General features: G+C 69.6%; 20 protein-coding genes and 1 riboswitch. Of the genes, 6 read left to right on the top strand and 14 right to left on the bottom strand.

Annotation, left to right across the window (positions count from 1 at the left end; translation table 11 throughout):
* Window positions 1–15: 15 nt before the first annotated feature.
* From hflX to recA, 7 genes are all read right to left on the bottom strand, one after another.
* On the bottom strand, window positions 16–1,362 hold the full coding sequence (hflX, locus tag U5K29_05940) for a GTPase HflX (GenBank protein MDZ7678072.1): 1,347 nt from the start codon (window positions 1,360–1,362) through the stop codon (window positions 16–18).
* Complete coding sequence (gene dapF, locus U5K29_05945) at window positions 1,355–2,185, bottom strand: diaminopimelate epimerase (GenBank protein ID MDZ7678073.1); 831 nt, start codon at window positions 2,183–2,185, stop codon at window positions 1,355–1,357. Before dapF ends, hflX begins: the two co-directional genes overlap by 8 nt.
* 44 nt (window positions 2,186–2,229) lie before the next feature.
* Window positions 2,230–3,141, bottom strand: coding sequence for a tRNA (adenosine(37)-N6)-dimethylallyltransferase MiaA (gene miaA / locus U5K29_05950; protein ID MDZ7678074.1), 912 nt, complete (start codon window positions 3,139–3,141; stop codon window positions 2,230–2,232).
* Window positions 3,142–3,145: 4 nt separating this feature from the next.
* Window positions 3,146–3,937: an APH(3') family aminoglycoside O-phosphotransferase gene (locus tag U5K29_05955; protein ID MDZ7678075.1), complete on the bottom strand. Its 792-nt coding sequence runs from the start codon at window positions 3,935–3,937 to the stop codon at window positions 3,146–3,148.
* A gap of 6 nt (window positions 3,938–3,943) precedes the next feature.
* Complete coding sequence (locus U5K29_05960; protein ID MDZ7678076.1) at window positions 3,944–5,410, bottom strand: MiaB/RimO family radical SAM methylthiotransferase; 1,467 nt, start codon at window positions 5,408–5,410, stop codon at window positions 3,944–3,946.
* Window positions 5,407–6,312, bottom strand: coding sequence for an SDR family oxidoreductase (locus tag U5K29_05965; protein MDZ7678077.1), 906 nt, complete (start codon window positions 6,310–6,312; stop codon window positions 5,407–5,409). Before U5K29_05965 ends, U5K29_05960 begins: the two co-directional genes overlap by 4 nt.
* A gap of 131 nt (window positions 6,313–6,443) precedes the next feature.
* On the bottom strand, window positions 6,444–9,926 hold the full coding sequence (gene recA / locus U5K29_05970; protein MDZ7678078.1) for a recombinase RecA: 3,483 nt from the start codon (window positions 9,924–9,926) through the stop codon (window positions 6,444–6,446).
* A 242-nt stretch (window positions 9,927–10,168) separates the two neighbouring features.
* Here recA and msrB point away from each other — a divergent pair, with 242 nt between their 5' ends.
* The 5 genes from msrB to U5K29_05995 all read left to right on the top strand — a co-directional run bounded on the left by msrB (window position 10,169) and on the right by U5K29_05995 (window position 15,874).
* Window positions 10,169–10,615, top strand: coding sequence for a peptide-methionine (R)-S-oxide reductase MsrB (gene msrB, locus U5K29_05975; protein MDZ7678079.1), 447 nt, complete (start codon window positions 10,169–10,171; stop codon window positions 10,613–10,615).
* A 162-nt stretch (window positions 10,616–10,777) separates the two neighbouring features.
* Window positions 10,778–12,583 carry a sensor domain-containing diguanylate cyclase gene (locus U5K29_05980; GenBank protein MDZ7678080.1) on the top strand — a complete coding sequence of 602 codons (1,806 nt, stop codon included), beginning with the start codon at window positions 10,778–10,780 and terminating at the stop codon, window positions 12,581–12,583.
* A 106-nt stretch (window positions 12,584–12,689) separates the two neighbouring features.
* On the top strand, window positions 12,690–15,140 hold the full coding sequence (gene ppsA / locus U5K29_05985; protein ID MDZ7678081.1) for a phosphoenolpyruvate synthase: 2,451 nt from the start codon (window positions 12,690–12,692) through the stop codon (window positions 15,138–15,140).
* A 78-nt stretch (window positions 15,141–15,218) separates the two neighbouring features.
* The gene (locus tag U5K29_05990; protein MDZ7678082.1) at window positions 15,219–15,635 is read left to right on the top strand and encodes a hypothetical protein; all 417 of its coding nucleotides are present in this window, start codon (window positions 15,219–15,221) and stop codon (window positions 15,633–15,635) included.
* Entirely contained in the window at window positions 15,632–15,874 is a 243-nt protein-coding gene (locus U5K29_05995) for a DUF6186 family protein (protein MDZ7678083.1), read from the top strand. The genes U5K29_05990 and U5K29_05995 overlap by 4 nt, the downstream gene beginning before the upstream one ends.
* A gap of 9 nt (window positions 15,875–15,883) precedes the next feature.
* On the opposite strand, the gene U5K29_06000 is transcribed toward U5K29_05995, so the two are convergent.
* Together U5K29_06000 and U5K29_06005 are read right to left on the bottom strand one after the other, a co-directional pair.
* Window positions 15,884–16,789, bottom strand: coding sequence for an LLM class F420-dependent oxidoreductase (locus U5K29_06000; GenBank protein MDZ7678084.1), 906 nt, complete (start codon window positions 16,787–16,789; stop codon window positions 15,884–15,886).
* 22 nt (window positions 16,790–16,811) lie between these two features.
* On the bottom strand, window positions 16,812–17,183 hold the full coding sequence (locus U5K29_06005; protein ID MDZ7678085.1) for a VOC family protein: 372 nt from the start codon (window positions 17,181–17,183) through the stop codon (window positions 16,812–16,814).
* A 151-nt stretch (window positions 17,184–17,334) separates the two neighbouring features.
* Window positions 17,335–17,409, top strand: a riboswitch (cyclic di-GMP riboswitch).
* A 13-nt stretch (window positions 17,410–17,422) separates the two neighbouring features.
* Here U5K29_06005 and U5K29_06010 point away from each other — a divergent pair.
* The gene (locus U5K29_06010; GenBank protein MDZ7678086.1) at window positions 17,423–17,992 is read left to right on the top strand and encodes a hypothetical protein; all 570 of its coding nucleotides are present in this window, start codon (window positions 17,423–17,425) and stop codon (window positions 17,990–17,992) included.
* Window positions 17,993–18,080: 88 nt separating this feature from the next.
* Here the strand turns inward: U5K29_06010 and U5K29_06015 are convergent, their stop codons facing one another.
* From U5K29_06015 to U5K29_06035, 5 genes are all read right to left on the bottom strand, one after another.
* Window positions 18,081–19,340 (bottom strand): competence/damage-inducible protein A, encoded by a 1,260-nt coding sequence (locus U5K29_06015; protein ID MDZ7678087.1) that lies wholly within the window; start codon window positions 19,338–19,340, stop codon window positions 18,081–18,083.
* 61 nt (window positions 19,341–19,401) lie between these two features.
* The gene (locus U5K29_06020) at window positions 19,402–19,956 is read right to left on the bottom strand and encodes a CDP-alcohol phosphatidyltransferase family protein (GenBank protein ID MDZ7678088.1); all 555 of its coding nucleotides are present in this window, start codon (window positions 19,954–19,956) and stop codon (window positions 19,402–19,404) included.
* A gap of 13 nt (window positions 19,957–19,969) precedes the next feature.
* Window positions 19,970–21,271 (bottom strand): 30S ribosomal protein S12 methylthiotransferase RimO, encoded by a 1,302-nt coding sequence (rimO, locus tag U5K29_06025; GenBank protein MDZ7678089.1) that lies wholly within the window; start codon window positions 21,269–21,271, stop codon window positions 19,970–19,972.
* Window positions 21,272–21,335: 64 nt separating this feature from the next.
* Window positions 21,336–22,241, bottom strand: coding sequence for an SMP-30/gluconolactonase/LRE family protein (locus U5K29_06030; GenBank protein MDZ7678090.1), 906 nt, complete (start codon window positions 22,239–22,241; stop codon window positions 21,336–21,338).
* 64 nt (window positions 22,242–22,305) lie between these two features.
* Window positions 22,306–23,262 (bottom strand): calcium/sodium antiporter, encoded by a 957-nt coding sequence (locus U5K29_06035; GenBank protein ID MDZ7678091.1) that lies wholly within the window; start codon window positions 23,260–23,262, stop codon window positions 22,306–22,308.
* Window positions 23,263–23,273 lie beyond the last annotated feature (11 nt).

A 23,273-nucleotide genomic window follows, 5' to 3' on the forward strand; every position in this document is an offset into this window, starting at 1 on the left:
ACACCCGGTGAAGAATCAGCCGATGACGAACTCCGACAGCCGGGCCCAGGACGCGTCGCCGAGACGAGCCCGCAGGCGCATGCCGGACTCGGCGGCGTGCTCATCGAGCACCTCGCCCTCGCGATGCACCGCGGCCAGCACATCGCCCCGTTCGAAGGGAACCATCAGCTCGACCAGGTGGGTCAACGACCGGAGCCGCTCGGACATGGTGGCGAGGCAGGCATCGATCCCGTCAGCAGTGGTCGCCGAGACCGCGACCGACCCGGGATGGGCGGCCACGAGCTGGCGGGCGGCGACCGGAGCCAGGTCGGACTTGTTGAACACCAGCAGCTCGGGTACGTCGCCGGCGCCGATCGCGCCCAGCACGTCGTGCACCGCCTCGATCTGGGCGCCGGGATCCGGAGCCGAGGAATCGACCACGTGTACCAACAGATCGGACTCGCCAACCACCTCGAGGGTGGACTTGAACGCTTCGACGAGCTGGTGGGGAAGCTTGCGGACGAAGCCCACCGTGTCGGTGACCAGCACGGTCTCACCGCCCGGAAGCTGGAGCCGGCGGGTGGTGGCATCGAGGGTGGCGAAGAGACGATCCTCCACCAGCACTCCGGCATCGGTGAGCTGGTTGAGCAGCGTGGACTTGCCGGCATTGGTGTAGCCGACGATCGACGCCTTCTGGAACGGGGAGCGGCGGCGGGACTTGCGCTGGTTGTCCCGGTGCCGTGCGATCTCGCGGAGATTGGCTTCGAGCTTGTGGATCAGCCGGGTGACGCGGCGCCGATCGACCTCGAGCTGGGTCTCGCCCGGGCCGCGGCGGGCGCCGATGCCACCCATCTGCTGCGAGAGGGTCTTGCCTCGCCCGCGCAAGCGTGGCATCCGGTACCTGAGCAGCGCGAGCTGGACCTGGGCCTTGCCTTCGACGGTGTGGGCGTTCTGGGCGAAGATGTCGAGGATCACCGCCGTGCGATCGATGGCCGACCGGCCGAGGATCGTCTCCAGGTTGCGTTGCTGGGCGGGGCTGAGCTCGTCGTCGAACACCACCGTGTCGGCGTCCACCGACTCGGCGACCTCGAGGATCTCCTGGGCCTTGCCCTTGCCGACATAGGTCGCGGGATCGGGAGCGCCACGCCGCTGGACCACCCTGGCCACCTCGTCGGCACCTGCGGTGTCGACCAGCAGGGCCAGCTCGTCGAGACTCGCCTCGGTGTCGTCGTCGGTCTCGCCGGGAGCGGTGACGCCCACGAGCACGATCCGCTCACGAAAGGCACGCTCGATGAACGCACCCTGCTCGCCGCCGTGCTCGCCGAACGCACCCCGGTGGGTCTCGTCGGGCTGGGCGCCCCGATCGTCGCGCCGCTCACCCACCGGCGAGCTCCCGGTCGTCGATCTCGATGTCGGCGATGTGCACCGCGGGTCCGTGCAGCATCGCCCGCCCGTCGACCAGCTCGACCAGCACCGTCCCGCCGGGCATGGCCACCTCGGCGGCGGCGTTCACCAGACCCCACTGGTGGGCGACGAACGCGGCGGCGCAGGCACCGGTACCACAGGCCTCGGTGACGCCGACCCCTCGCTCCCACACCCGAAACGACAGCGTGCCGTGGACGATGCCCGGGGCGATCACCTCGAGGTTGATGCCGTCGGGGAACGCCGACTCGACCACAGGGCCCACCGATTCGAGGTCGATGTCGGCCGGATCTTCGACCCAGGCGACCAAGTGCGGGTTCCCGAGGTCGGCGGTGGCCACGTCCTTGGTGACGAACGGGAGCTCGATGCCGGTTGCCCCGGGCCCGGCGCCGACCTCGCCCATGTCGACCCGCACGGTGACCTCACGCGGGGAGGGGCCTTCGGTCACCTCCAGCTGCCGGGGACCGGCATCGGTGGCGGCGACGATCGTGCCGCTGGCCCAGCCTCGAGCCCTGGACACCGCCTGGGCCAGGCACCGGATGCCGTTGCCGCTCATCTCGGCCCGGCTCCCATCCGCGTTCCACAGCCGCATCACCACATCGGACCCGGGCTCGTCACCGGGCCCGGGGGCAGCGCCGTGGATGAGGCCGTCGGCACCGATCCCGGACCGGCGGTCGCACAGCACGCGCGCCAGCTCGGGGCCGGCGGTCACCGGCGCGTCGTTGGTCTCGTCGAGGACGACGAGGAAGTCGTTGCGCAACCCGTGGTGCTTGGTGAGCTTCATCTCGGTCCAGTCTCGCCCGTTGCGGCCCGACTCCACCATCGGGTTCACTCGCCGTCTGAGATCGACAGCAGCTGGTCGAGCAACGACGCCGGGTCGGCGATCGTGTCCAGCCACCGGATGCGGGGATCGCGGCGGAACCACCGTTCCTGGCGTCGGGCGAAGCGACGGGTGCGCCGCAGGGCGAGCTCGAGCGCCTCGTCGAGGGTGCACTCGCCCCGCAGGTGGGCGGCCAGCTCCTTGTAGCCGAGCGCCTGGGACGCGGTGGGCGACCAGCCACGAGGGTCGTCGAGCAGGCGTTGCACCTCACCGACGAAGCCCGCCTCGAGCTGGTGCTGGTAGCGCCTGACGATCCGATCGTCGATGACCGAACGGGGCAGGCGGATGCCCACCAGCTGGAACCGGCACGGCGGGTACTCCTCCAGGCCGGGCCCGTAGGAGGAGAAGGGCCGACCGCTGCCGAGGGTCACCTCGAGCGCCCGCAGCACCCGCCGCCGGTTGGTGGGTTCCATGCGGTCGGCAGCCACCGGATCGAGCTCGCGGAGCCGTGCGTGCAGCGCCACGGTGTCGGGCTCAGCGTCGAGCTCGGACGCAACCCCGGGGAACCGGCCGGGGATCTCGAGATCGTCGATCACCGCCCGCAGGTACAACCCGGTACCCCCGACCAGCAACGGTCGCTTCCCGCGCGTCTCGACGTCGGCGATGCCGGATCGCACCGTCTGCTGGAACTGGGCGACGGTGAACTCCTCCCACGGGTCGACGAGGTCGATGCAGTGGTGGGGCACCTCGGCCCGCTCGGCCACGGTGGGCTTCGCGGTTCCGATGTCCATCCCCCGATAGACCTGCATCGAGTCGACCGACACCAGCTCGATGTCGGGCCTCGCCCTGGCCATGGCCAGCGCCAGGCCGGACTTGCCCGACGCAGTGGTGCCGACCAGCGCCAGCGGCTGCGGGTTCATCGCACTAGAAGAACTCGTCGAGCATGACGAAGAAGTCGAGCCGGGCGAGATCGGGTTGATCGATCCCATAGGCGTCGAGGAAGGGACCGACCGCGTGTCCGCCGAAGTTGTTGGCGATGCTCCTGGCGGCGATGCCCAGGTCCCGGTGACGGTCACCCACCCCGACCCGTCCGAGGTCGACATAGCCACTGATGGCCCCGTCCTCGAGGATCACGTTGGGCACGCAGTAGTCGCCGTGGAGCACGACCGTGTCGTCGTCGCCTCCGGGCACCGAGTCGATCATGAGCTGGAACAGCTCGTGGGAGCTCAATCCGGCATGGAGCGGCTCGAAATCGGTCTCGTCGACCCGGCCCGCCTCCATCCGCGCCCGGGCTCGCTCGAGGGCGATGGGTGTCGTCGCGTCGAAGGGGCAGTCGTCGACCGGTGCCCGGTCGTGGAAGGTGCGCAGGCCCTCGCCGAGAACGTGAACAAGGCGCTCGACCTCCATCTGGTGCTCGGGCCGGGTCGCATCGCTGCCCACCAACGCGGTCGTGAGGAGCCATTCGTGCTCGCCATCGCTGCCCGACGCGACCACCTCGGGCACCGGCAGATGCCGAGCGAGCCACCTTGCACGCTCGGCTTCGCCGACCAGGGAGGTCTCGAGGTCGTCGGCCACCTGCACCTTGAGCACCCAGGTGGCGTCGGGGCGGCGGACCCACGCGGTGATCGCCGGGGAACGACCGCCGGTGATGGGGACGACCTCGGCGTCGCCGACGAGGTCGGCGAGCGCCTCAGGAAGGGTTCCGGGTGCGGCCATGTGGCCCTAGCCGGCGGCGACCGGGATGCGGGTGCGATGGCGGGGAGTGGCCACCACCTCGCGGAGGATCCCACGCAGGTGGTGGGGCGCGGCCTCGGTGACCTCGACGGTGGCGATGGTGCCGACCCGCATCGGCGACGCGGCCGGGAAGTGGACGAGCTTGTTCTGGCGGGTGCGGCCGGTGAGCACCGATCGATCGCGCTTGGAGGGCCCTTCGACGATGACCTCCTCGACGCGGCCGATGCGGTCCTGGTTGCGGCGCATGGCCGACCGTTCGACCACGTGGCGGAGCCGGTCGAAGCGATCGACACAGACCGCGTGATCGACGAACTGGTCGACCATGGCCGCCGCCTCGGTCCCTTCGCGCGGCGAGAAGATGAAGGTGTAGGCGGAGTCGTAGTCGGCGGCGGCGGCGACCTCGAGGGTCCGTTCGAAGTCGTCCTCGGTCTCACCTGGGAATCCGACGATGATGTCGGTGCTGACGGCCAGGTCGGGGACGCCGGCGCGGGCCGCGGCCAGCTTCTCGAGGTAGCGATCGGCGGTGTAGCCGCGGTGCATGGCGGCCAGGACACGGTCGGACCCCGACTGCAGCGGCAGGTGCAGGTGCTCGCACACGGCGGGCGTATCGGCCATGGCGGTGATGGTCTCGGGGCGCAGGTCCTTGGGGTGGGGACTGGTGTAGCGGACCCGGGAGATGCCCTCGACCGCGCCGACCGCACGCAGGAGATCGGCGAAGAGGGGGCGCGGGCGCCGCCGATCGTCTCCGGCCCACTCCTGGCCCGCGACCTCGGCATCGGCCACGGGGTCGGGATCGCCCGTACGCAGGCGGGTGGTGAGGTCGCGACCATAGGAGTTGACGTTCTGGCCGAGCAGCGTGACCTCGACCACGCCGTCGGCGGCCAACTGCTCGACCTCGCTCACCAGCTCGCCGAACGGGCGGCTCGCCTCGGCGCCGCGCACCGAGGGGACGATGCAGAAGGCGCACGTGTTGTCACAACCGATCTGGATGGTGACCCACGCCGCATAGTCGACCTCGCGCTTGACCGGCAACGCCGACGGGAACGAGTCGGCGTCATCGAGGGCCGCCTGCTGGAGGATCTCGGTGACCGGTCCCTGCTCGCGCGCCTCGCGCAACAGCTCGGCGGCACGGCTCACGTTGTGGGTGCCGAACACGACATCGACATGCGGTGCGCGCTCGCGGATGAGCTGCTGGTCCTTCTGAGCGAGGCATCCGCCGACCACGATCTCGAGATCGGGCCGTTCTGCCTTCAGAGACTTGAGGTGGCCGAGCTTGCCGTAGAGCTTGTTGTCGGCGTTCTCGCGGATGCAGCAGGTGTTGAGCACGACGACGTCGGCCTCGTCCTCGCTGGGCGCGGGCACCAATCCGTCGGCCTCGAGCAGGCCCGCGATGCGTTCGGAGTCGTGCTCGTTCATCTGGCACCCGTAGGTGCGGATGGAATAGGACCGGGTCACCCTGACAGGTTAGGACCCCTGGGCCGATCTGGCCGACCGCCCGCCGTGACGAGCTGCTCGCTGACCTCCCACAAGCGGGCGGCCGCAGCGTCGTCGCGGGCCGCCCGCGACGGCGTGGCCGGTCGCCGATCGACGTAGTAGCCGCCGGTCAGGTCGGCGATCTCCTCGGCTGCCGCCAGGTACACGATGGTGTCGGCTCCGGTCGCGGCGTCGACGGCGAACGGCCGCGGGAGCATCCTGACGAACTGCTGGGTGATCCGGGTGTCGCCCTCGCCACCGAAGTTGGTCTTGACCAGACCAGGGTGCACGGCGTTGACGGTCACTCCCGTGCCCTGCAGGCGCTTCGACAGCTCCCGCGTGAACAGGATGTTCGCAAGCTTGGTCTTGGCGTAGACGTCGTAGCTGAAATAGCGGCGGGTGCTCTGCAGGTCGTCGAAGGCCAGGCCGCGGTAGGCGAAGCGGTGCATGTCCGAGGAGACCACGACGACGCGGGCGGGAGCCGAGTCGACCAGACGAGGGCGGAGCAGCTCGACCAGCAGGAAGTGGCCCAGGTGGTTGACCCCGAACAGGTACTCGAACCCCTGCGTGGTCTCGGATCGCTTCGACAGGGTCAGCCCGGCGTTGCACACCAACACGTGCAGCTGCTCGACGCGCTCGAGCACCTCGGCAGCGCACCGCCTCACCGAGTCGAGGTCGCCCAGATCGAGCTGCACCAGGTGCGGGCGCGCTCCGCCGCGCCGGGCGACCTCCTCGACGGCGAGCGCACCCTTGGCCAGATCTCGCGCGGTGATGACCACCTCGGCGCCCAGCTCGACGAGCTGGACGGCGGCCTCCTTGCCGATGCCCGAGTTGGCGCCGGTGATCATCACCGTGCGGCCGTCCATGCGTGGCAGATCGGACATGGCCCCAGCGTAGATCCGGACGCGGCACCGCCGACCGGTGACACGCACACGGCCGGCGGCGGCGTAGCCCCGAACCCGGACGGGCGAGGGCGATCTACTGGTCGGCTGCGCTCGGGGGCGCTGTGGCGGACTCAGTCATCGAGGGTGATGGGCTCGTCGTCGGCGTCGGTCATGGCCTCGACCCCGGCGGCATCCTCGCCGTCGCCCTCGGCCTCGGCCTCGGCGTCGACGCCGATGCCGACCTGGGTCCGGACCCGCTCGGAGATCTCGACCATGATCTCGGGGTTGTCGTGCAGGAACCCCTTGGCGTTCTCGCGACCCTGGCCGAGCTGTTCGCCCTCGTAGGTGTACCAAGCCCCCGCCTTCTTCACGATGCCGAGGTCGACACCGAGGTCGAGGACCGATCCCTCGCGGCTGATGCCCTGGCCATACATGATGTCGAACTCCGCTTGCTTGAACGGCGGGGCGCAGTTCGACACCACGATGTCGTTGGCCACGAAGGTGTGGTGCTCGTCGACCTCGACGTCATAGATCGGACGCCACTCGGCGGGTGAGACCTCGACGATCTGGTCGAACCAGACCTGCTCAGCGAGGATCTCATCCAGGAAGGAGCTTTCGAGCGCATCGGCGAGTGCTCGGACGCGGTCGCGACGCAAGCGGCTCGTTCCGAGCACCTGCTTGAGCCCGCCCCTCGGGTCCCCTGCCCCAGGACCCACCAATGCCGCTGCCTCTGCGGGGGCCATCCCCCGACCTCGCAGATAGGCCAGCACCGGCTCGGTCACTGCCACAGGCAGATAGTTGCGCTGGGAGCCGCGGTGTCGGCCCTCGCCTGCCTCGGCCAACGCAGCGCTCACTGCCTCGCCCTTGCGGCCCCACATGGGGATGACCTCGGCGTAGCGCTCGACGTTCTCGATGCCCGAGATACGTACCTCCCACACGACCTGCTTGGCCTGGATCCGGCGTCCCTCCACCAGACTCGGGCGCCGGGCGCTCGGATCGTAGGAGCGGACCGAGCTGCCGATGCCCCACCGCAACAACTGCCAGTGGATCTGATGGGCGAGCTGTTCGGATGTGGTGGTGAACCCGATGCGGATTCCACCGGTCTGCTCTCGGGTGACATAGCCATCACTGGCCCACAGCCCGAAGATGAGATTGGCAACGACCTCCGAGGACACCTCGGGAGCGAAGAAGGACGCCGGGATGCGCTTCTCGGATGCAAGGTGGCCATGGATCCCTGCCCAACGGACGAGAGCGAGTACGCCATTCTGTTCGCCTGGACGGTGCGAGAGGGCGTAGTCGTAGCCACGGCCCCGCTGATGCACCTCGCAGCCGAGGGACCGGGCGATGTCGCTCACGTCCTCGATGTACTCGGCATCGGTGTTGACGAAGGAGATCGGGGTCTTGCCACCGACATAGCCATCACCGATGAGGTACCCCAGCAGGCGGGCATGGTCGACCGGGACTGGTTCGACGTCGCCGAAGCCGAGGAAGGTGCGAGGGCGGGCGAGGCGATCACCCGTGTCGAGCTCGCCGGCCTCGACCCAGCCGCGGTCGGTCATGACCTTGTGGTCGGGTGTGACCCACAGCTCGGTGCCGTCACGAAGGTGCAGGCCGATCGTCTCCGCCTCACCTTGGTCGAACCGCTGGGTGATGGGACGGACGTGGAGCCCACCGACTTTGTCGGCAGCCACAACGTGGCCTCCCTGCTCGTGTTCGACGATGTCTTCAATCCGCTGGGTGAGCCCGCTGACCGGATCGAACACCGTGGTACCCGCGGCGACGCACTTGTTCTTCACGACCTTGCACCGGGTGCGGTTGCCCACCACCTCGACGCCGTCCTTGATCGACTCGATGCGGCGGATGTCGATGCGGATCGACGAGTAGAACTTCAGCGCCCGCCCACCTGGAGTGGTCTCGGGTGAGTTGTGCACCATGGTGCCGTCGACGAAGTAGTTGTGGGTGCCGTCGACCTCGATGTCGAAGCGGTGGGTGGCTCCACCGTGTGGTGGGCCGGTGGTGATGTCGATGACCGGCAGGGGCATGAGCACCTGGCGCTGGTCGGCGAAGACCGGCTCGACCTCGAAACGGCCCTGGTAGGCGGGCAGCAGCTTGTGCTGCATCGAGGGATGCACGAACGGGGCGATCAGCGCGTGCAGCTTGGCCGTCTCGTCCTTGGAGAAGGTGAGCACCGCCTGGCCCCGGGTCCCACGCGAGCTCAGCGTCGGGTGCAGGTCCCAGGTGTCGGCCAGGTACTCGACCAGACGCCGACGAGACCCTGCCTCGATGGCCTGGACGCAGATCTCCGAGCGCCCACTGCCGCCGTGGGTGCGGGCCTGCAGCCCCTTGGGCCGCAGGCTGAAGCCACCGTCGTCCATGTACCAGATGGCCAGCGACAGCGGCGTGAGGCCCTTGAGGTAGTCGTCGCTGAGCACCTTGCGGCCGCCCACATAGGTGGCGTCGCGCAGCTCGGCCAGCTCGGGAAGCGGCGACAGGTCGTGGAACACCGCGCCCTTGGCGTTGGCGGTGCGGCTGGTGCCGATGTTGGCGAACAGCTCGGCCTTCCAGTCGGAGTAGGGGGCCTGAGCAGCCCCGTGGCCCCATCGAAAGCGAGCGGCGTGGCCGCTGCGGCTCGGCGACAGGGCTCCGTCGCCCATCAACCCCCCGAGCACGACCTGCCACTGGAAGTCGGACAACCGCTCGGAGACCGTCTGCATGACCCGGTCGCCCGGCGCCAGCTCCTGGGCCTCCCGCCACCCGCCGGGTGTGCGGATGAGGTGGTTGGGGGTGCAGGCGAACTGTGATCGCCCGTTGCCCGACGGCTTGGCGACGGTGAACCGGAGGAACTCGTCGGTGCGTCCGTTGTCGAACCAGTTGGTGACCCGCTTGGGCACCACGGCATCGAGCTCGGGGTCATAGGACAGGACCTCGACCGGGAGCTTCTGGTTGACGATCTTGCCGATCTTCTCCTGGGTGCCGTCGGCCAGGGTGACCCGGGTGTGGTAGTCGAAGCACCCGAACATCACCCCGATCTTCTCGCGGAGCTGGTTGATGAAGATGCAGATGGTGTGGGACCGGTTGAGGTTGGCGGTGAGCTTGCGCAGCGCCTGGGACATGAGCCGGGCCTGCAGACCGACGTGGCTGTCGCCCATCTCGCCTTCGATCTCGGCCTTGGGGGTGAGCGCGGCGACCGAGTCGATGACCACCACGTCGAGCGCTCCCGAGCGCACCAACATGTCGGCGATCTCGAGGGCCTGCTCGCCGGTGTCGGGCTGGGAGATCAACAGCTCGTCGACATCGACCCCGATGGCGCGGGCATAGACCGGGTCCATGGCGTGCTCGGCGTCGATGTAGGCGCAGATGCCGCCGTTGCGCTGGGCCTCGGCCACCACGTGCATGGCCAAGGTGGACTTGCCCGATGATTCGGGCCCGTAGATCTCGGTGACGCGCCCTCGGGGGAGGCCCCCCACCCCCAGGGCCACGTCGAGGGCGATGGAACCGGTGGGGATCGATTCGATCGCCATCGTGCCCTTCTCGCCCATCTTCATGACCGAGCCCTTGCCGAACTGCTTCTCGATCTGGCCGAGGGCCATGGACAGTGCCTTGTCTCGTTCCACCGGTCTCTCCCGTGTGTCGTGCGATGCGTGCGATGCGTGCTCTGTCTGGTGGGGCCGGCACGTCTCCCGTGAGAGCTGTGGTGCGATGACCCGATGAACGAACCCTACGGAGGGGGTGTGACACCCGAGCGGCTGCCCGGGCGAATGACACCACCGTAGTTCCGAACGAGTGTTCGATCAAGCATCGAACAGCACAGGTCGAACAGGAGGATCCGAACCCCGCCGGTGGCAGCATGGAACCCATGGCCGACAACACCACCGACGACACCACCGACGACACCACCGACACGGTCTCCCCCATCGCGGTCGACGAGGACGAGCTGCGCGCCCGCCTCACCCCCGAGCAGTTCGAGGTCGCACGCCGCGCCGGCACCGAACGGGCCTTCAGCGGCGCCTACTGGGACACCAAGGAGCCCGGCACCTACCGCTGCGTCGTCTGCGACCTCGAGCTCTTCCGGTCCGACACCAAATACGACTCGGGCTCGGGCTGGCCCAGCTTCTGGGAGCCGATCTCGCCCGACCGGGTCACCCTCCACACCGACACCAGCCACGGGATGACCCGCACCGAAGCCCGGTGCGCGCGGTGTGACTCCCACCTCGGCCACGTGTTCCCCGACGGCCCCCGACCCACCGGCGACCGCTTCTGCATGAACTCGGCGTCGCTCGCCCTCGAACCCGATGAGCACTGATCAGGGCCCTACGCTGCACCCTCCTCGAGGGTTCGAGCCCCACTAGACTGCGAGAAGCTCCCATCTCCCGTCAGGCCCTCGATGCACCCATCACCGCGCCATGACCAAGTTCGGGGAGGCCACCCGCGGCGGCTCCGGCTCCGAAGCCTGATCCTGCTCGTCGTGCTCCTCCCCACCCTCGGGATGCTCGCCATGGCGACTGTCTTGGCGAGCGAAGCCCTCACCACCCGAGACAGCGCGCGACGGGTCGATGCGCGTGTCGCGACCCTCGGCGCGCTCGCCGACGCGAGGGTGGTGCTCGTCAACGAACGAACCACCTCAGGCGTGCTGGTCTTCGCCACCGAGCTCGGCTTCGACGAGGAGGAGCTCCTCGACTTCACGGGGACCGACCACCGCTCCGAGCTACTGGCGTCCCGAACGGCTGTCGACACGAGCGCCATCCTGCGCAGCCTTCCAGCGATGGCCGACCACCGCTCCCGCCTGCACGACGTGCGCGAGGCGGTCGACGAGGGGACCGCCTCGAGCTCCCAGGTCGTGTCGATCTATGACGACCTCACTGCCGCGGTCGACCAGGCGTGGACCGACGAGTTCGACCAGCTCCAGGACGACCTGCGATCCGGGGAGGTCACCGGTTCGCTCCAGAACCGAGCCGGTGCGCTGCGCGCGGCCTTCGCGGCCCAGCGGTGGGGGATGACGCAAGCGTCGTTGGTGATCGAGCTGTACGAGACCGAGACGTCCGACCCCGCGACTGAGATCCAGGTGATCGCAGCAGGTGCCCGCTACCATGCGGCGGTCGAGACCCTTGAGGATGTCCGCGGCCCCATTGCGAACGAGGTCTGGGACGACTACCTGAGCGACCCCGCCGTCCGACGTTTCGGTCGCGACCTCGAGGAGGTCGAGGAGGAACTGGTCTCCGGCCCGTCGCTGGTGCTGGAGGACCCGGCCACCTTCCAACAGTCACTCGCCGACGCCGAGGTCTGGGCCGCGGGACTCGGAGACCTGGTGCGGGCTGCGGCACAGGACCTGAGCACGGAGACCGTCCAGCAGGAGCGCGACGCCGCGAACAGTCTGCAGGTGCGCGTCGGCGCCGCCGGCGTCCTCACCCTCCTCTCGCTTGCCGGCGCGGTTCTGCTCACGAGGAACATGACCCGTCCGGTCCGGCGCCTCGAGGAGGCGGCAAGCCAGATCCGGGCTGGCCAGTTCGACCTCGAGCCGATCGAGACCGGCGGGCCACGCGAGTTGGCCGACACCGCGGTGGCGTTCAACGAGATGACCGCCACCCTCGCCAGCGTGGAGACCTACGCCACCACTCTGGCCGACGCACCCGAGGACCCGTTGCTCGACCACCCCATCCCGGGTCGCACGGGCCAGGCCCTGCAGGTTGCGCTCAACCGGCTGCGCTCGTCGATCCGCCAGGCCGAGAAACGCCGAGGGGAGCTCGAGGTGGTGGCGACCCACGATGCCCTCACGGGACTGTTCAACCGCTCCGCTGCGTTGACGATGATCGGACACGACCTGGCAGCCGCCGAGCGCTCCGACGGTGCGGTCATGGCGCTGTTCATCGACCTCGACGAGTTCAAGCCCATCAACGACCAGTACGGCCACGCCGCCGGCGACGATGCCCTCCGCCTCGTCGCCGATGCCCTTCGCGAGACCACGCGCGAGGCCGATGTCGTCGCCCGTATCGGTGGTGACGAGTTCCTCGTCGCCGGCGCGGTCGCCGACGATGCTGGCGAGGTCGAAGGCCTCGCCGAGCGCATCCGCGACGCGATCGGGTCCACCCGACTCGGCACCGTGGACGGACCGATCGGTCTGCACTGCAGCATCGGCATGGCCCTGAGCCTTCCCGGCGACAGCGTCGACCTGCTCGTCCAGCGCGCCGACGCGGCGATGTACGACGCCAAGAAGCAGGGACGCGACCGCATCGCCTGGGCCCGGTCCGAGCGAATGAGGCCCTCCCAGCCCTAGCGTCGAGCTGCCCCCGCCACGATGACTGAGCGACATGGCGAAGGTCCCGCGACGGAGCGACCATCTCCCCGGTTCGAGTCCTCGGCACAGGGGTAGGGTCGACACCATGACCACCGCCGCGAAGTCCACCACGTGGTGCCGGTGGTTCGCGGACCTGACCAACGACGACGTCGCCGAGGTCGGAGGCAAGAACGCCTCGCTCGGTGAGATGGTCCGCGAGCTCGGCGAACTGGGCGTCAAGGTGCCCGATGGCTTCGCCACCACCGCCGACGCGTACCGCACCTTTCTCACCGCGAACGATCTCGACGACAAGATCGCCAAGGAGATCGGCCGCTTCCGCGACGGCACCAGGCTCTCCACCGTCGGCAAGAAGATCCGCGACCTGATCCTCAAGGCCGAGCTGCCCGGCCCGCTCGCCGAGGCGATCACCAGCCACTACGGCGAGCTGAGCCAGCGCGCCGGACGCCACGACGGCCTCGACGTCGCCGTGCGCTCCAGCGCCACCGCCGAAGACCTGCCCGACGCCAGCTTCGCCGGCCAGCAGGACACCTTCCTCAACATCCGCGGTCCCGACGCGCTGCTCGACGCGGTCCGTCGGTGCTATGCATCGCTGTTCAACAACCGGGCCATCGCCTACCGCGAGGAGAAGGGGTTCGACCACCTCGAGGTCGCGCTGTCGGTCGGCGTGCAGCGCATGGTGCGCTCCGACGAGGCCAGCGCCGGGGTGATGTTCACCATCGACACCGAGACCGGCTTCCCCGACGCCGTGCTCATCGACGCCGCCTACGGGCTCGGCGAGTCGGTCGTCGGCGGCCTCGTCGACCCCGACGAGTACCGGGTGTTCAAGCCCCTGCTCCACGACCCCGACCGCCCCGGCCTCGTCCCCATCATCTCCAAGAAGCTCGGCACCAAGTCGACCAAGATCGTCTACGCGGAGGGGGGCGACGATCCCGGCGCCGATCCCACCGCGACCGTCGACACCGACGAGGCCGACCAGACCCGGTTCGTGCTCGACGACCGCGCCATCATCGAGCTGGCCCACGCCGCGCTCACCATCGAGCACCACTACGGCCGGCCCATGGACATCGAGTGGGCCAAGGACGGTCCCGACGGCGACCTGTTCATCGTCCAGGCCCGTCCCGAGACCGTCGCCGCCTCCCGCCAGACCTCCAGCATCCACACCTACCGCATCCACGAGCACCCCGAGCCCCTGGTCACCGGGGAGGCCATCGGCCAGTCGATCGGTAGCGGCGAGGTCACCGTCATCGACTCCCCCGCCGACGGCGACAAGCTGCCCGACGGCGGCGTCCTGGTCACCGGCATGACCGACCCCGACTGGGTGCCGATCATGAAGCGCGCCGGCGCCATCGTCACCGACCACGGTGGTCGCACCTCCCACGCCGCCATCGTCTCCCGCGAGCTGGGCGTCACCGCGGTGATCGGCACCGGCGACGCGACCGAGCGGCTCAAGGGTGCCGGCGTCGTCACCGTGTCCTGTGCCGAGGGCAGCACCGGCAAGGTCTACGAGGGCGAGCTCGACTACGACGTCGTCGACCACGATCTCACCGACATCCCCGAGACCCACACCAAGGTCATGCTCAACCTGGCCGAGCCCGACGGGGCGCTGCGCTGGTGGCAGCTGCCCGCCGACGGCATCGGCCTGGCCCGCATGGAGTTCGTCATCGGCCAGCACGTCCAGGCCCACCCTCTCGCACTCCTGCACCCGGACCGGGTCGAGTCCGACGACGACCGGGCCCGCATCGACGAACTGGTGCGCGGGTTCCCCGACCCCACGACCTACTTCGTCGAGACGCTCGCCCGCGGGCTGGCCTCGATCGCCGCGTCGCAGCACCCCCGCAAGGTGATCGTGCGGATGAGCGACTTCAAGACCAACGAGTACGCCGAGCTGGTCGGTGGGCGCGCCTTCGAGCCCCACGAGGAGAACCCCATGATCGGGTGGCGGGGCGCCAGCCGCTACTACCACGACAACTACCGCGACGGGTTCGCCCTCGAGTGCCAGGCCATCCGCCTCGCCCGCGAGACCATCGGGATGGACAACATCGTCGTGATGATCCCCTTCTGTCGGACCTTGACCGAAGCCGACGCCGTGCTCGCCACCCTCGCCGAGCACGACCTGATCCGGGGCGCCCACGGCCTCGAGATCTACGTCATGGCCGAGATCCCCGCGAACGCACTGCTGGCCGAGGAGTTCGCCGCCCACTTCGACGGGTTCTCGATCGGGTCCAACGATCTCACCCAGCTCGTGCTCGGAGTCGACCGCGACTCCGACATCCTCGGCAGCGAGTTCGACGAGTTCGACCCCGCGGTGCGCAAGGCGATCGAGATGATCATCGACGGTGGCCACGCCAGGGGCAAGCCGGTCGGGTTGTGTGGCCAGGCCCCGAGCGACCACCCCGAGTTCGCCGAGTTCCTCGTCGAGGCCGGCATCGACTCGATGTCGGTCACCCCCGACAGCTTCCTCTCGGTGAAGCAGCACGTGGCCACCGCCGAGCGCGAACATCGTCACGACCCGCGCTCGGAGGAGCATCGGGGCTGATCGCCCAATTCGGACCAGACACGAGGGCGGACTCTGGTGGACCACGCCGAGCAACCGATGCGCCGAGATCCTCCCGCGATGGCGCCGGCCACGACCACTGCCATCGTCGGTGTGGTCGCCTACAGCGTCGTCGTCGCCCGGATCGAACCGTTCACCCGCCCCTCCGAGGTGGCGATCGGTCTCGGCATCCTCGCGATCGCCGCCATCGCGGTGCGTGCCGGCTGGCACCGGCGGGGACCGACCGGCGCGCGGCTCCGAGCCCCACGGTCGTCGCTGGAACCAGGCTCTCGGCGATCTGGGTCGGTGCTGATCGCCGCCATCGGCTTGTTCCAGCTGGCCCAGTTCCAGTCCAATCCCCGCGAGCCCTATCCGACCCTCAGCTCGCTGGCCTCGATCGCCTTCGGGACATGGCCGGTGCGGGCCGCCGCGATCGCGGGGTGGATCGGCCTCGGCATCTACCTCGTCGGGGCAGGTCCGAGGAAGCACCATCGATGATGCGGGGACTGCCACCCGCCGACCGAACCACCAACCTGGTGATCTGGGTGGTGCTGTGGACCCTGTTCTTCGGCTGGACCGCGTTCACCGCCCTCCGCCACGACCTCCCGCGCTTCGCGACGCTGGTCTCGGCCTTCCGCCAGCGTCGCTGGGCTCGCTGGGCCCTGCTGGCGGCGTGGGCCTGGCTGGGCTGGCACCTGTTCGTGCGCACCTGGGTCGGCGCCCACGGCGAGCCCTGACGTTCGGGGTCATCCCCGCAGGGCCGGGCCGACCGTCTCGATGAAGCGGTCCATCACCTCGTGCTTTGCCACCCCCGCGGGGAGGGTGAAGTCGGGGACGATCAGCTCGTCGACCCCGGCGTCGCGGTAGTCAGCCACGATCTCCACCAGCTGGTCCGGGGTGCCGACGAGCGCCGCCCGGCCGATGTCACGTTCGCGCATCCTGGCCGCCGACGCCTCGTCGTCCATCACGAACAGCAGCCCCTGAGCCGACCGGGTGATCTCGGAGGGGTCGCGCCCGAGGTCCTCGCAGTGGCGATCGAGCACCGCGTTCTTGTGCCGGAGGGTGTCGGGGGTGCCCCACACGTTCCAGCGGTTGGCGTACTTCGCCGCGATGCGCATGGTGCGCTTCTCGCCTCCTCCGCCGATCAGCAGCGGTAGCGGGGAGCGCACCGGCTTGGGCTCGAGCGGCGCGTCGACCAACTGGTAGTGCGCGCCCGAGAAGGTCGTGGTGGGGTTGGCGAACAGCGAGGTGATGACCTCGCAGGCCTCGTCGAGGCGGTCGAGGCGACCCTTCACCGTCGAGAACTCGATGCCGTAGGCCCGGTGCTCGTTCTCCTGCCAGCCGGCCCCGAGACCGAGGACGATGCGACCACCGCTGACGTGGTCGGCGGTGGCGGCCATCTTGGCCAGCACCGCCGGGTGCCGGTAGGTGTTGCCGGTGACCAGCACCCCGATGTCGACCCGGGGCACCAGGGCAGCCAGCGCGCTCACCAGCGTCCAGCCCTCGTGCATCGGACCGGAGGTGTCCTCGGCGTTGGGCATGAAATGATCGACCACGTACACGCCGTCCCACCCGGTGGCCTCGGCGTGGCGGGCGCCGGCGAGGATGTCGTCCCACGGCTGTCCGTTGTTGGTCCAGAAGATGAAGCGCATGGCCAGACCGTACCGGGGGCAGTCAGGGCAGGTCGTGACAAACGGCTTCGATGTTGTGACCGTCGGGGTCGCGCACGAACGCGGCGTAGTAGCCGGGGTGGTACTCGGGCCACACCCTGGGGTTGTGCAGCACCTCGGCGCCCGCCACGACCGCTGCTCCGAAGAAGGTCCGCACCGCCTCGCGGTCGGCAGCGGCGAAGGCGATGTGGATCGGCCGGTTGGTGCCCTGGTCGACCAGGGGGCCCAGCCAGAAGCTGGGCTTGGCGCCGATGCCGTACCCGATCACCGCGCCGAAGTCCAAGACCCTGGAGACGCCCAGCGGCGCCAGCACCGCGTCGTAGAACTCGGAGCTGACCGGCACGTCGGCGCACTGGATCGACACATGGTCGAGCACCTCGCTCAACCTAGTTGCCAGCAGCCCGAGACGCCCGCCGTGGCGATCTCAGGGGGCGCGAGAGAACTCATCACGTCCTTCAGGAATCGGTAACGCCGGCGGTCCCCGGTGCGTTCCCCCTGTTGAGTGGATCACTCCGATCGCTCCTTCCAAGCCGAACAGGCAACCCGTCAGCGATGACGGCAAGCAACGCCACGGGCCTCCCCGAGGCATCCGGGCTACCGAACTGGAGACACCTCATGATGATCACCGAATTCCTCGCAGGGCTCGCCCTGACCACCAAGATCGCCGCGGTCACCGGCGCCGTGGCCGTCACCGGCGCCGCCGCAGGAGCCGCCGGGGTCCTGCCCACCCAGGCAGAGTCCACGATCGAGGCTGACGTCGAGGCCGAGGCCGAGGTCGAGGTCGAGACCCCCGCCGGGCCGGCTGATGCGGACACCGTCACCACCCCGGAGGCTGCCAAGTTCGGCACCGCCGTGGCCGAGACGGCCCGCGAAGGCGGCGTCGACGGTCCCTCGATCGCAGCCGAGGCACGCACCCAGGGACAGGGCGGCGCCGATCAGGCGAACAGCACCCCGGCCGCGGACCACATCCCCGACGGCACTCCGACAGGTCCGCCGGACTCGCTGCCGGCCGAGGCTGACACCCGGGCCGAGACCGACACCCGGGCCGAGACCGACACCCGGGCCGAAGCCGAAGCCGAAGCCGAAGCCAAGGTCGAAGCCGAGGTCGGGACCTCCTCGACCCCCGAGCTCGACGAGATCCCCGACGATCTCGGTTCCGGAGTCGCCCCCGGTCCCAGGGGCTGAGCCAGGCGAAAACCACTCCATCGCATGACCTGTGAGCGGGTCGTCGGCCACCCGGCGATCCCGCTCACCGTCGCGATCGGGGCGACACCTATGGATCGGGTGTCTCGGCCTGCAGGCGACGTCGGAGCAGGTCGAGCACCGAGATGGCCGAGAACTGCTGCACCCGGTGGCGGTCGCCGGGCATCCGCACCTGGCGGGACTCGACCTCGTCGCCGAGCGCCAACCCGAAGAACACCGTGCCGGGACGCTGGTCCTCCTGGGGTTCGGGCCCCGCAACCCCGGTGACGGCGATGCCGACATCGGCATCCAACCGTCGACGCACTCCGATGGCCATGGCCTCGGCCGCCTCGGCCGAGACGACGGGGCCTTCGGGTACGTCGAGCAGCGAGAACTTGACCGCTGACCCATAGGCGACGACGCCACCCCGGAACACCTTCGATGACCCGGGCACATTGGTGATGCGCGACGCGATCAGACCGCCGGTGACCGACTCGGCCACCGCCAGGGTGAGCCCCCGGTCCCCGAGCAGCGAGATCACGGCGTGCTCCATCGTCTCGTCGTCGACCCCGAAGACGATGTCGCCGACGATCTCGCGGACGATGGTCTCCTCCGCCGCGATCGCCTCGTCGGCCTCGGCCTCGGTGGGGGCCTTGACGGTGATCCGCACCTTGATCCCCTCGATTCCGCTGGCGAGGAACGCCAAGGTCGCCTTGGGCTCGGCATCGAGGCGTTCGATCTCGTCGTGGAGGAGCTCGGCCAGTCCCGACTCGGACTGGCCCCAGGTGCGCAGCACCCGGCTCTTGATGACCGCCGTGACCCCAGCCCGGTCCTGCAGGTCGGGGATGACGGTGCCTGCCACCATCTCCTTCATCTCGTAGGGGACCCCGGGAACGGCGTAGACGACCTTGCCCTCGTACGGACCCGCCATCGGACAGACCAGGCCCGGCGCGGTGCCCGGCATCTCAGCGATGGTCGAGGCACCCTCGGGGATCAGAGCCTGACGCAGGTTGTTGGCCGACATCGTCCGGCCCCGCGATCCGAACATCGCTCGGATCCGTGCCTCGATCGCCTCGTCGCGAACCAGCTCGACCCCCATGACGTCGGCGAGGACCTCCCGGGTGATGTCGTCCTGGGTGGGACCCAACCCACCGCACATGATCACCGCGTCGCTGCGGTCGAGGGCCACCCGCAGCGCGCTCACCATGCGGTCGTGGTTGTCGCCCACCTTGGTCTGGAAGTGGCTGTCGATGCCTGCGAGCGCAAGGTGCTCACCCATCCACGACGAGTTGGTGTCGACGATCTGACCCAACAGCAGCTCGGTCCCGACAGCGATCACTTCACAGCGCATGAGCGGTGAGGCTACCGGTAGCGCCGGCCCGGAGAACGACGAGGGGGCGCGCTGGGAGACCTCAGCCCACCTCGGCGGCCCGGCTGCCGTCGTAGAGGTAGTGCAGGCCGGTACCGACGGTGAGCACGACTGCGGCCCACAGGAGGCCGTCGGCCAGCCATGCCGGGTTGGATGCCAAGGGGATGAGGGCGAACCCCACCGCGAGCTGCTGGGTGAGGGTCTTGAGCTTGGCGCTGGTCCGGGCGGGGATCGTCAACCCCCGGCGGGCCCAGTACGAGCGGTACATGCTGATCGCCACCTCACGCACGGCGATGAGGACCACTGGCACGAGCGCGAACCGCCCGATGGCGACCAGCGCAGCCATGGCGCCGAGCACCAGCACCTTGTCGGCGAGCGGATCGAGGAAGGCACCCGAACGGGTGGTGCCGTGACGGCGGGCGAGGTAGCCGTCGAACCCGTCGGTGAGGCACAGGAGCGTCCAGGCGGCGAAGACCCACCACGACGCACCGGCCTCGGTGATCGACACCAGCAGCACCGGCGAGATGAGCAGGCGCGCGATGGTGACGTAGTTGGCCGGCGTCGCCAGCGCCGTCGGACCGAACGCCGTATCGGTCATCGCCCCGCCGTCCTCATGGCCGGGCTCCCACCACAGCGGCCGACGACTCTGCAGCGACGAGATCGGGGCCGAGCGATTCGGTCACCACCACCCGATGGAACCGGCCGACCTCGAGGTGGTCGGGAACGGTGATGACACCGTCGATCTCGGGGGCTTCGCGGTGGCTGCGGGCGACACCGGGCTCGTCGACGAGCACCTCGAGGGTCGACCCGATGAGCCCGGTGCGGCGGGACGCGGTGATGGCATCCTGCATCTCGGTGAGCTCGGCGAGGCGCTCGGCGACCAGCCCGTGGGGCACCACTCCGTCGAGGCCGGCGGCATAGGTGCCGGCCTCGGCCGAGTAGGCGAAGAAGCCGCACCAGTCGAGCTGGGCCTCCTCGACGAAGTGCAGCAGTCGGTCGTGGTCGTCTTCGGTCTCGCCCGGGTACCCCACGATGAAGTTGGACCTGAACGCGGCGTGTTCGTTACGTGCCCGGATCGTGGCGATGCGGTCGAGGAACCGCTCGCCGTCGCCCCACCGCCGCATCCGCCGCATCAACGGGCGCGACACGTGCTGGAGGCTGAGGTCGAAGTAGGCCACATCGGTGGCCAGAATGGCGTCGACCAGGGCGTCGGTGAGATCCGACGGGTACAGGTAGAGGAGCCGCACCCACGGGACCCGGGCGGCCACCGCCTCGACGAGCGGCACGATCGCGCGCTCGCCTACCCCCTGGTCGCGGCCGAACGAGGCCAGATCCTGGGCGACCAGCACCACCTCGGTCGCTCCCAGTCCATCGACCTCAGCCAGGATCGAGTCGATGCTGCGGGACCGCTGCGGGCCACGGAAGCTGGGGATGGCGCAGAACCCACACGCCCGGTCACAGCCCTCGGCCACCTTCACGTAGGCCCAGGGAGCGGTGGAGGGCGGGCGGGGCAGGTTCAACAGGTCGAAGCTGGGGACCGCGCTGGGAACCGCATCACCGGTGGAACCGCGGTCGGGACGGGTCGGCCCCAGGGTGACCGGCACCCCGAACCCCGCGACCGCATCGGCTTCGGGCAGCGCCTCGGCCAGTTCGTCGCCGTAGCGTTCGGCCATGCACCCGGTGACCACGATCTCGGCGCCGTCGCGACGCTGGTCGGACAGGGCCAGCACGGTGTCGATCGACTCCTGGCGGGCATCTTCGATGAAGGCGCAGGTGTTGACCACGACCAGGTCGGCGTCCTCGGGCCGGGACGCGGCGACGAGCCCGTCGGCGGTGAGGGTGCCGACCAGCTTGTCGGAGTCCACCTGGTTCTTCGGACAGCCGAGGGTCTCGACCCAATAGCTCCTGGCCATGACCGCACAAGCCTACCTGGGGGCCGAAGGCGGACCTCAGCCGGGCTCGGCGGCCACCGCGTGGTCAGCCGGCGTGGGACGGCCAGTCGATGGCAGCCAGCACCCCTGTGGCCGACATCGTGACGTACGCGGTGTTGGGGTCGTCGGGGCCGAAGCAGATGTTGGTGACCAACGGATCGGGGAGCTCGACGAACTCGACACGGGCACCGTCGGGTGACACCGCAGTGATCCCGCCGATGCCGAGCGTGCCGACGCAGATCCAGCCCTCGGGATCGACCGCGAGCGAGTCGAACAGCTTCCCGGCCCCCGGGTGACAGAGCACCTGGCCCCCGGCGTTGAGCCCGTCGGTGGAGGCCACCTCCCCGGGAGCGGGCACGTCCCACGCCAACAACCTCCCGTGGTGGGTCTCGGCGACGTAGACCCGATCATCCGATGGTGACAGTCCGATGCCGTTGGGAGAGTCGAGGGGAGCGATGACCTCGCGGATCGAGGCGCCGTCGGCGGTGGCGTGATACACCTGCCCGCGGTCGCGCGTGTTGCGGAACGTGCGTCCGTAGTCGGTGAACCAGAGATCGCCTCGGGCATCGACCACCAGGTCGTTCGGCGCGTGCAGGGCCTCGCCGTCGCAGCCCGTGTAGAGGGTGGTGATCTGACGGCTCGTGAGATCGATGCGCCGGATCGAGCCTCCCACCCAGGTGTCGGGCGTCGTCGGTCCGGGCACGAGCACCTCGCCCAGGTCGACGAAGTCGAAGTTGCCTCCGTTGTCGCACACATACAGCGCGTCGTCGTGACCGAGCGCCGCACCGTTGGGGCCGGGCAGCCCCTCGGCCAGGTTCGAGACCGTGCCGTCGGGGGCGACGCGGCTCACCACGCCTCCCGCGATCTGACACACCACGATCGACCCGTCGGCCATCACCACCGGACCCTCCGGGAACCGCAGCCCTGTCGCCAGCTCTCGCACCTCGGTCATGTGGATCCCCCGTTCGTCGGACCGTGCCGGCCATGGTCCCACGTGGACCGCCCGCCGGTGTCGATCAGCCGGATGGACCGACGAGCACGACCGACCCCGCGTAGACGGCGAGGAGGAACGCACCCTCCCACCGCGTGACCTGTCGCCCGGTGATCATCAACACCCAGGTGCCGAACCCGACCGCGACCATGGCGAGGACGCCGACACCGAGCAGCCGTGGCGCCTCGAGGTCGCCGGTCCCGGCCAGCACGAGCACCGCGCCGACCGCCAGCGAGTTGAACAGGTTGCTGCCCAACAGGTTGCCGACGATGAGGTCGGGCTCCCCGGCCCGAGCCGCCGCGATGGCGGTGACCAGCTCGGGCAACGAGGTGCCGATGGCCACCAGGGTGAACCCGACGAACCCGCCCGACAGCCCCGCTGCATCGGCGATGCCGACCGCGCCCATCACGAGGAGCTGGGCCCCGACGACGGTACCGACCAGGCCGGCGACGGTGCGCAGCACCTCGACCCGCAGACGCGGCATGTGGGCCCGGTGGGTGAACTCGGCCACCTCGCGCTCGAGGTCGGGATCGGGGGTCGTCCCGCCCGAGGTGATGATGACGCCCAGGCTGGCCACCAGTGCCACCAGGAGGACCACCGCCTCCCACCAGCTGATCCCGCCCTGGACGAAGATGGCGAACAGCACGACCGACCCCACCATCAGTGGGGTCTCCTTGCGCAACGTCGAGCCGGCGATGCCGACGGGCACGATCAGCGCGGCCGCGCCGAGCACGAGGGTGAGGTTGGCGACGTTGGACCCGACGACGTTGCCGACGCCGACCTCGGGGTCGCCCTGGAACGCGGCGACCCCCGAGACCAGCATCTCGGGCGCCGAGGTCCCGAACCCGACGACGACCGCACCGACCACCACCGCGGAGATGCGCAGGACCAGGGCGATGCGCGCCGCGCCGAGCACGAACTGATCGGCCGCCTTGGTCAGGAACACCAAGCCGACCGCCACGAGGACGATGTCGAGAATCACGGGATCGGACG

Source organism: Acidimicrobiales bacterium, from assembly GCA_034521975.1.
Lineage (GTDB): Bacteria > Actinomycetota > Acidimicrobiia > Acidimicrobiales > SKKL01 > SKKL01.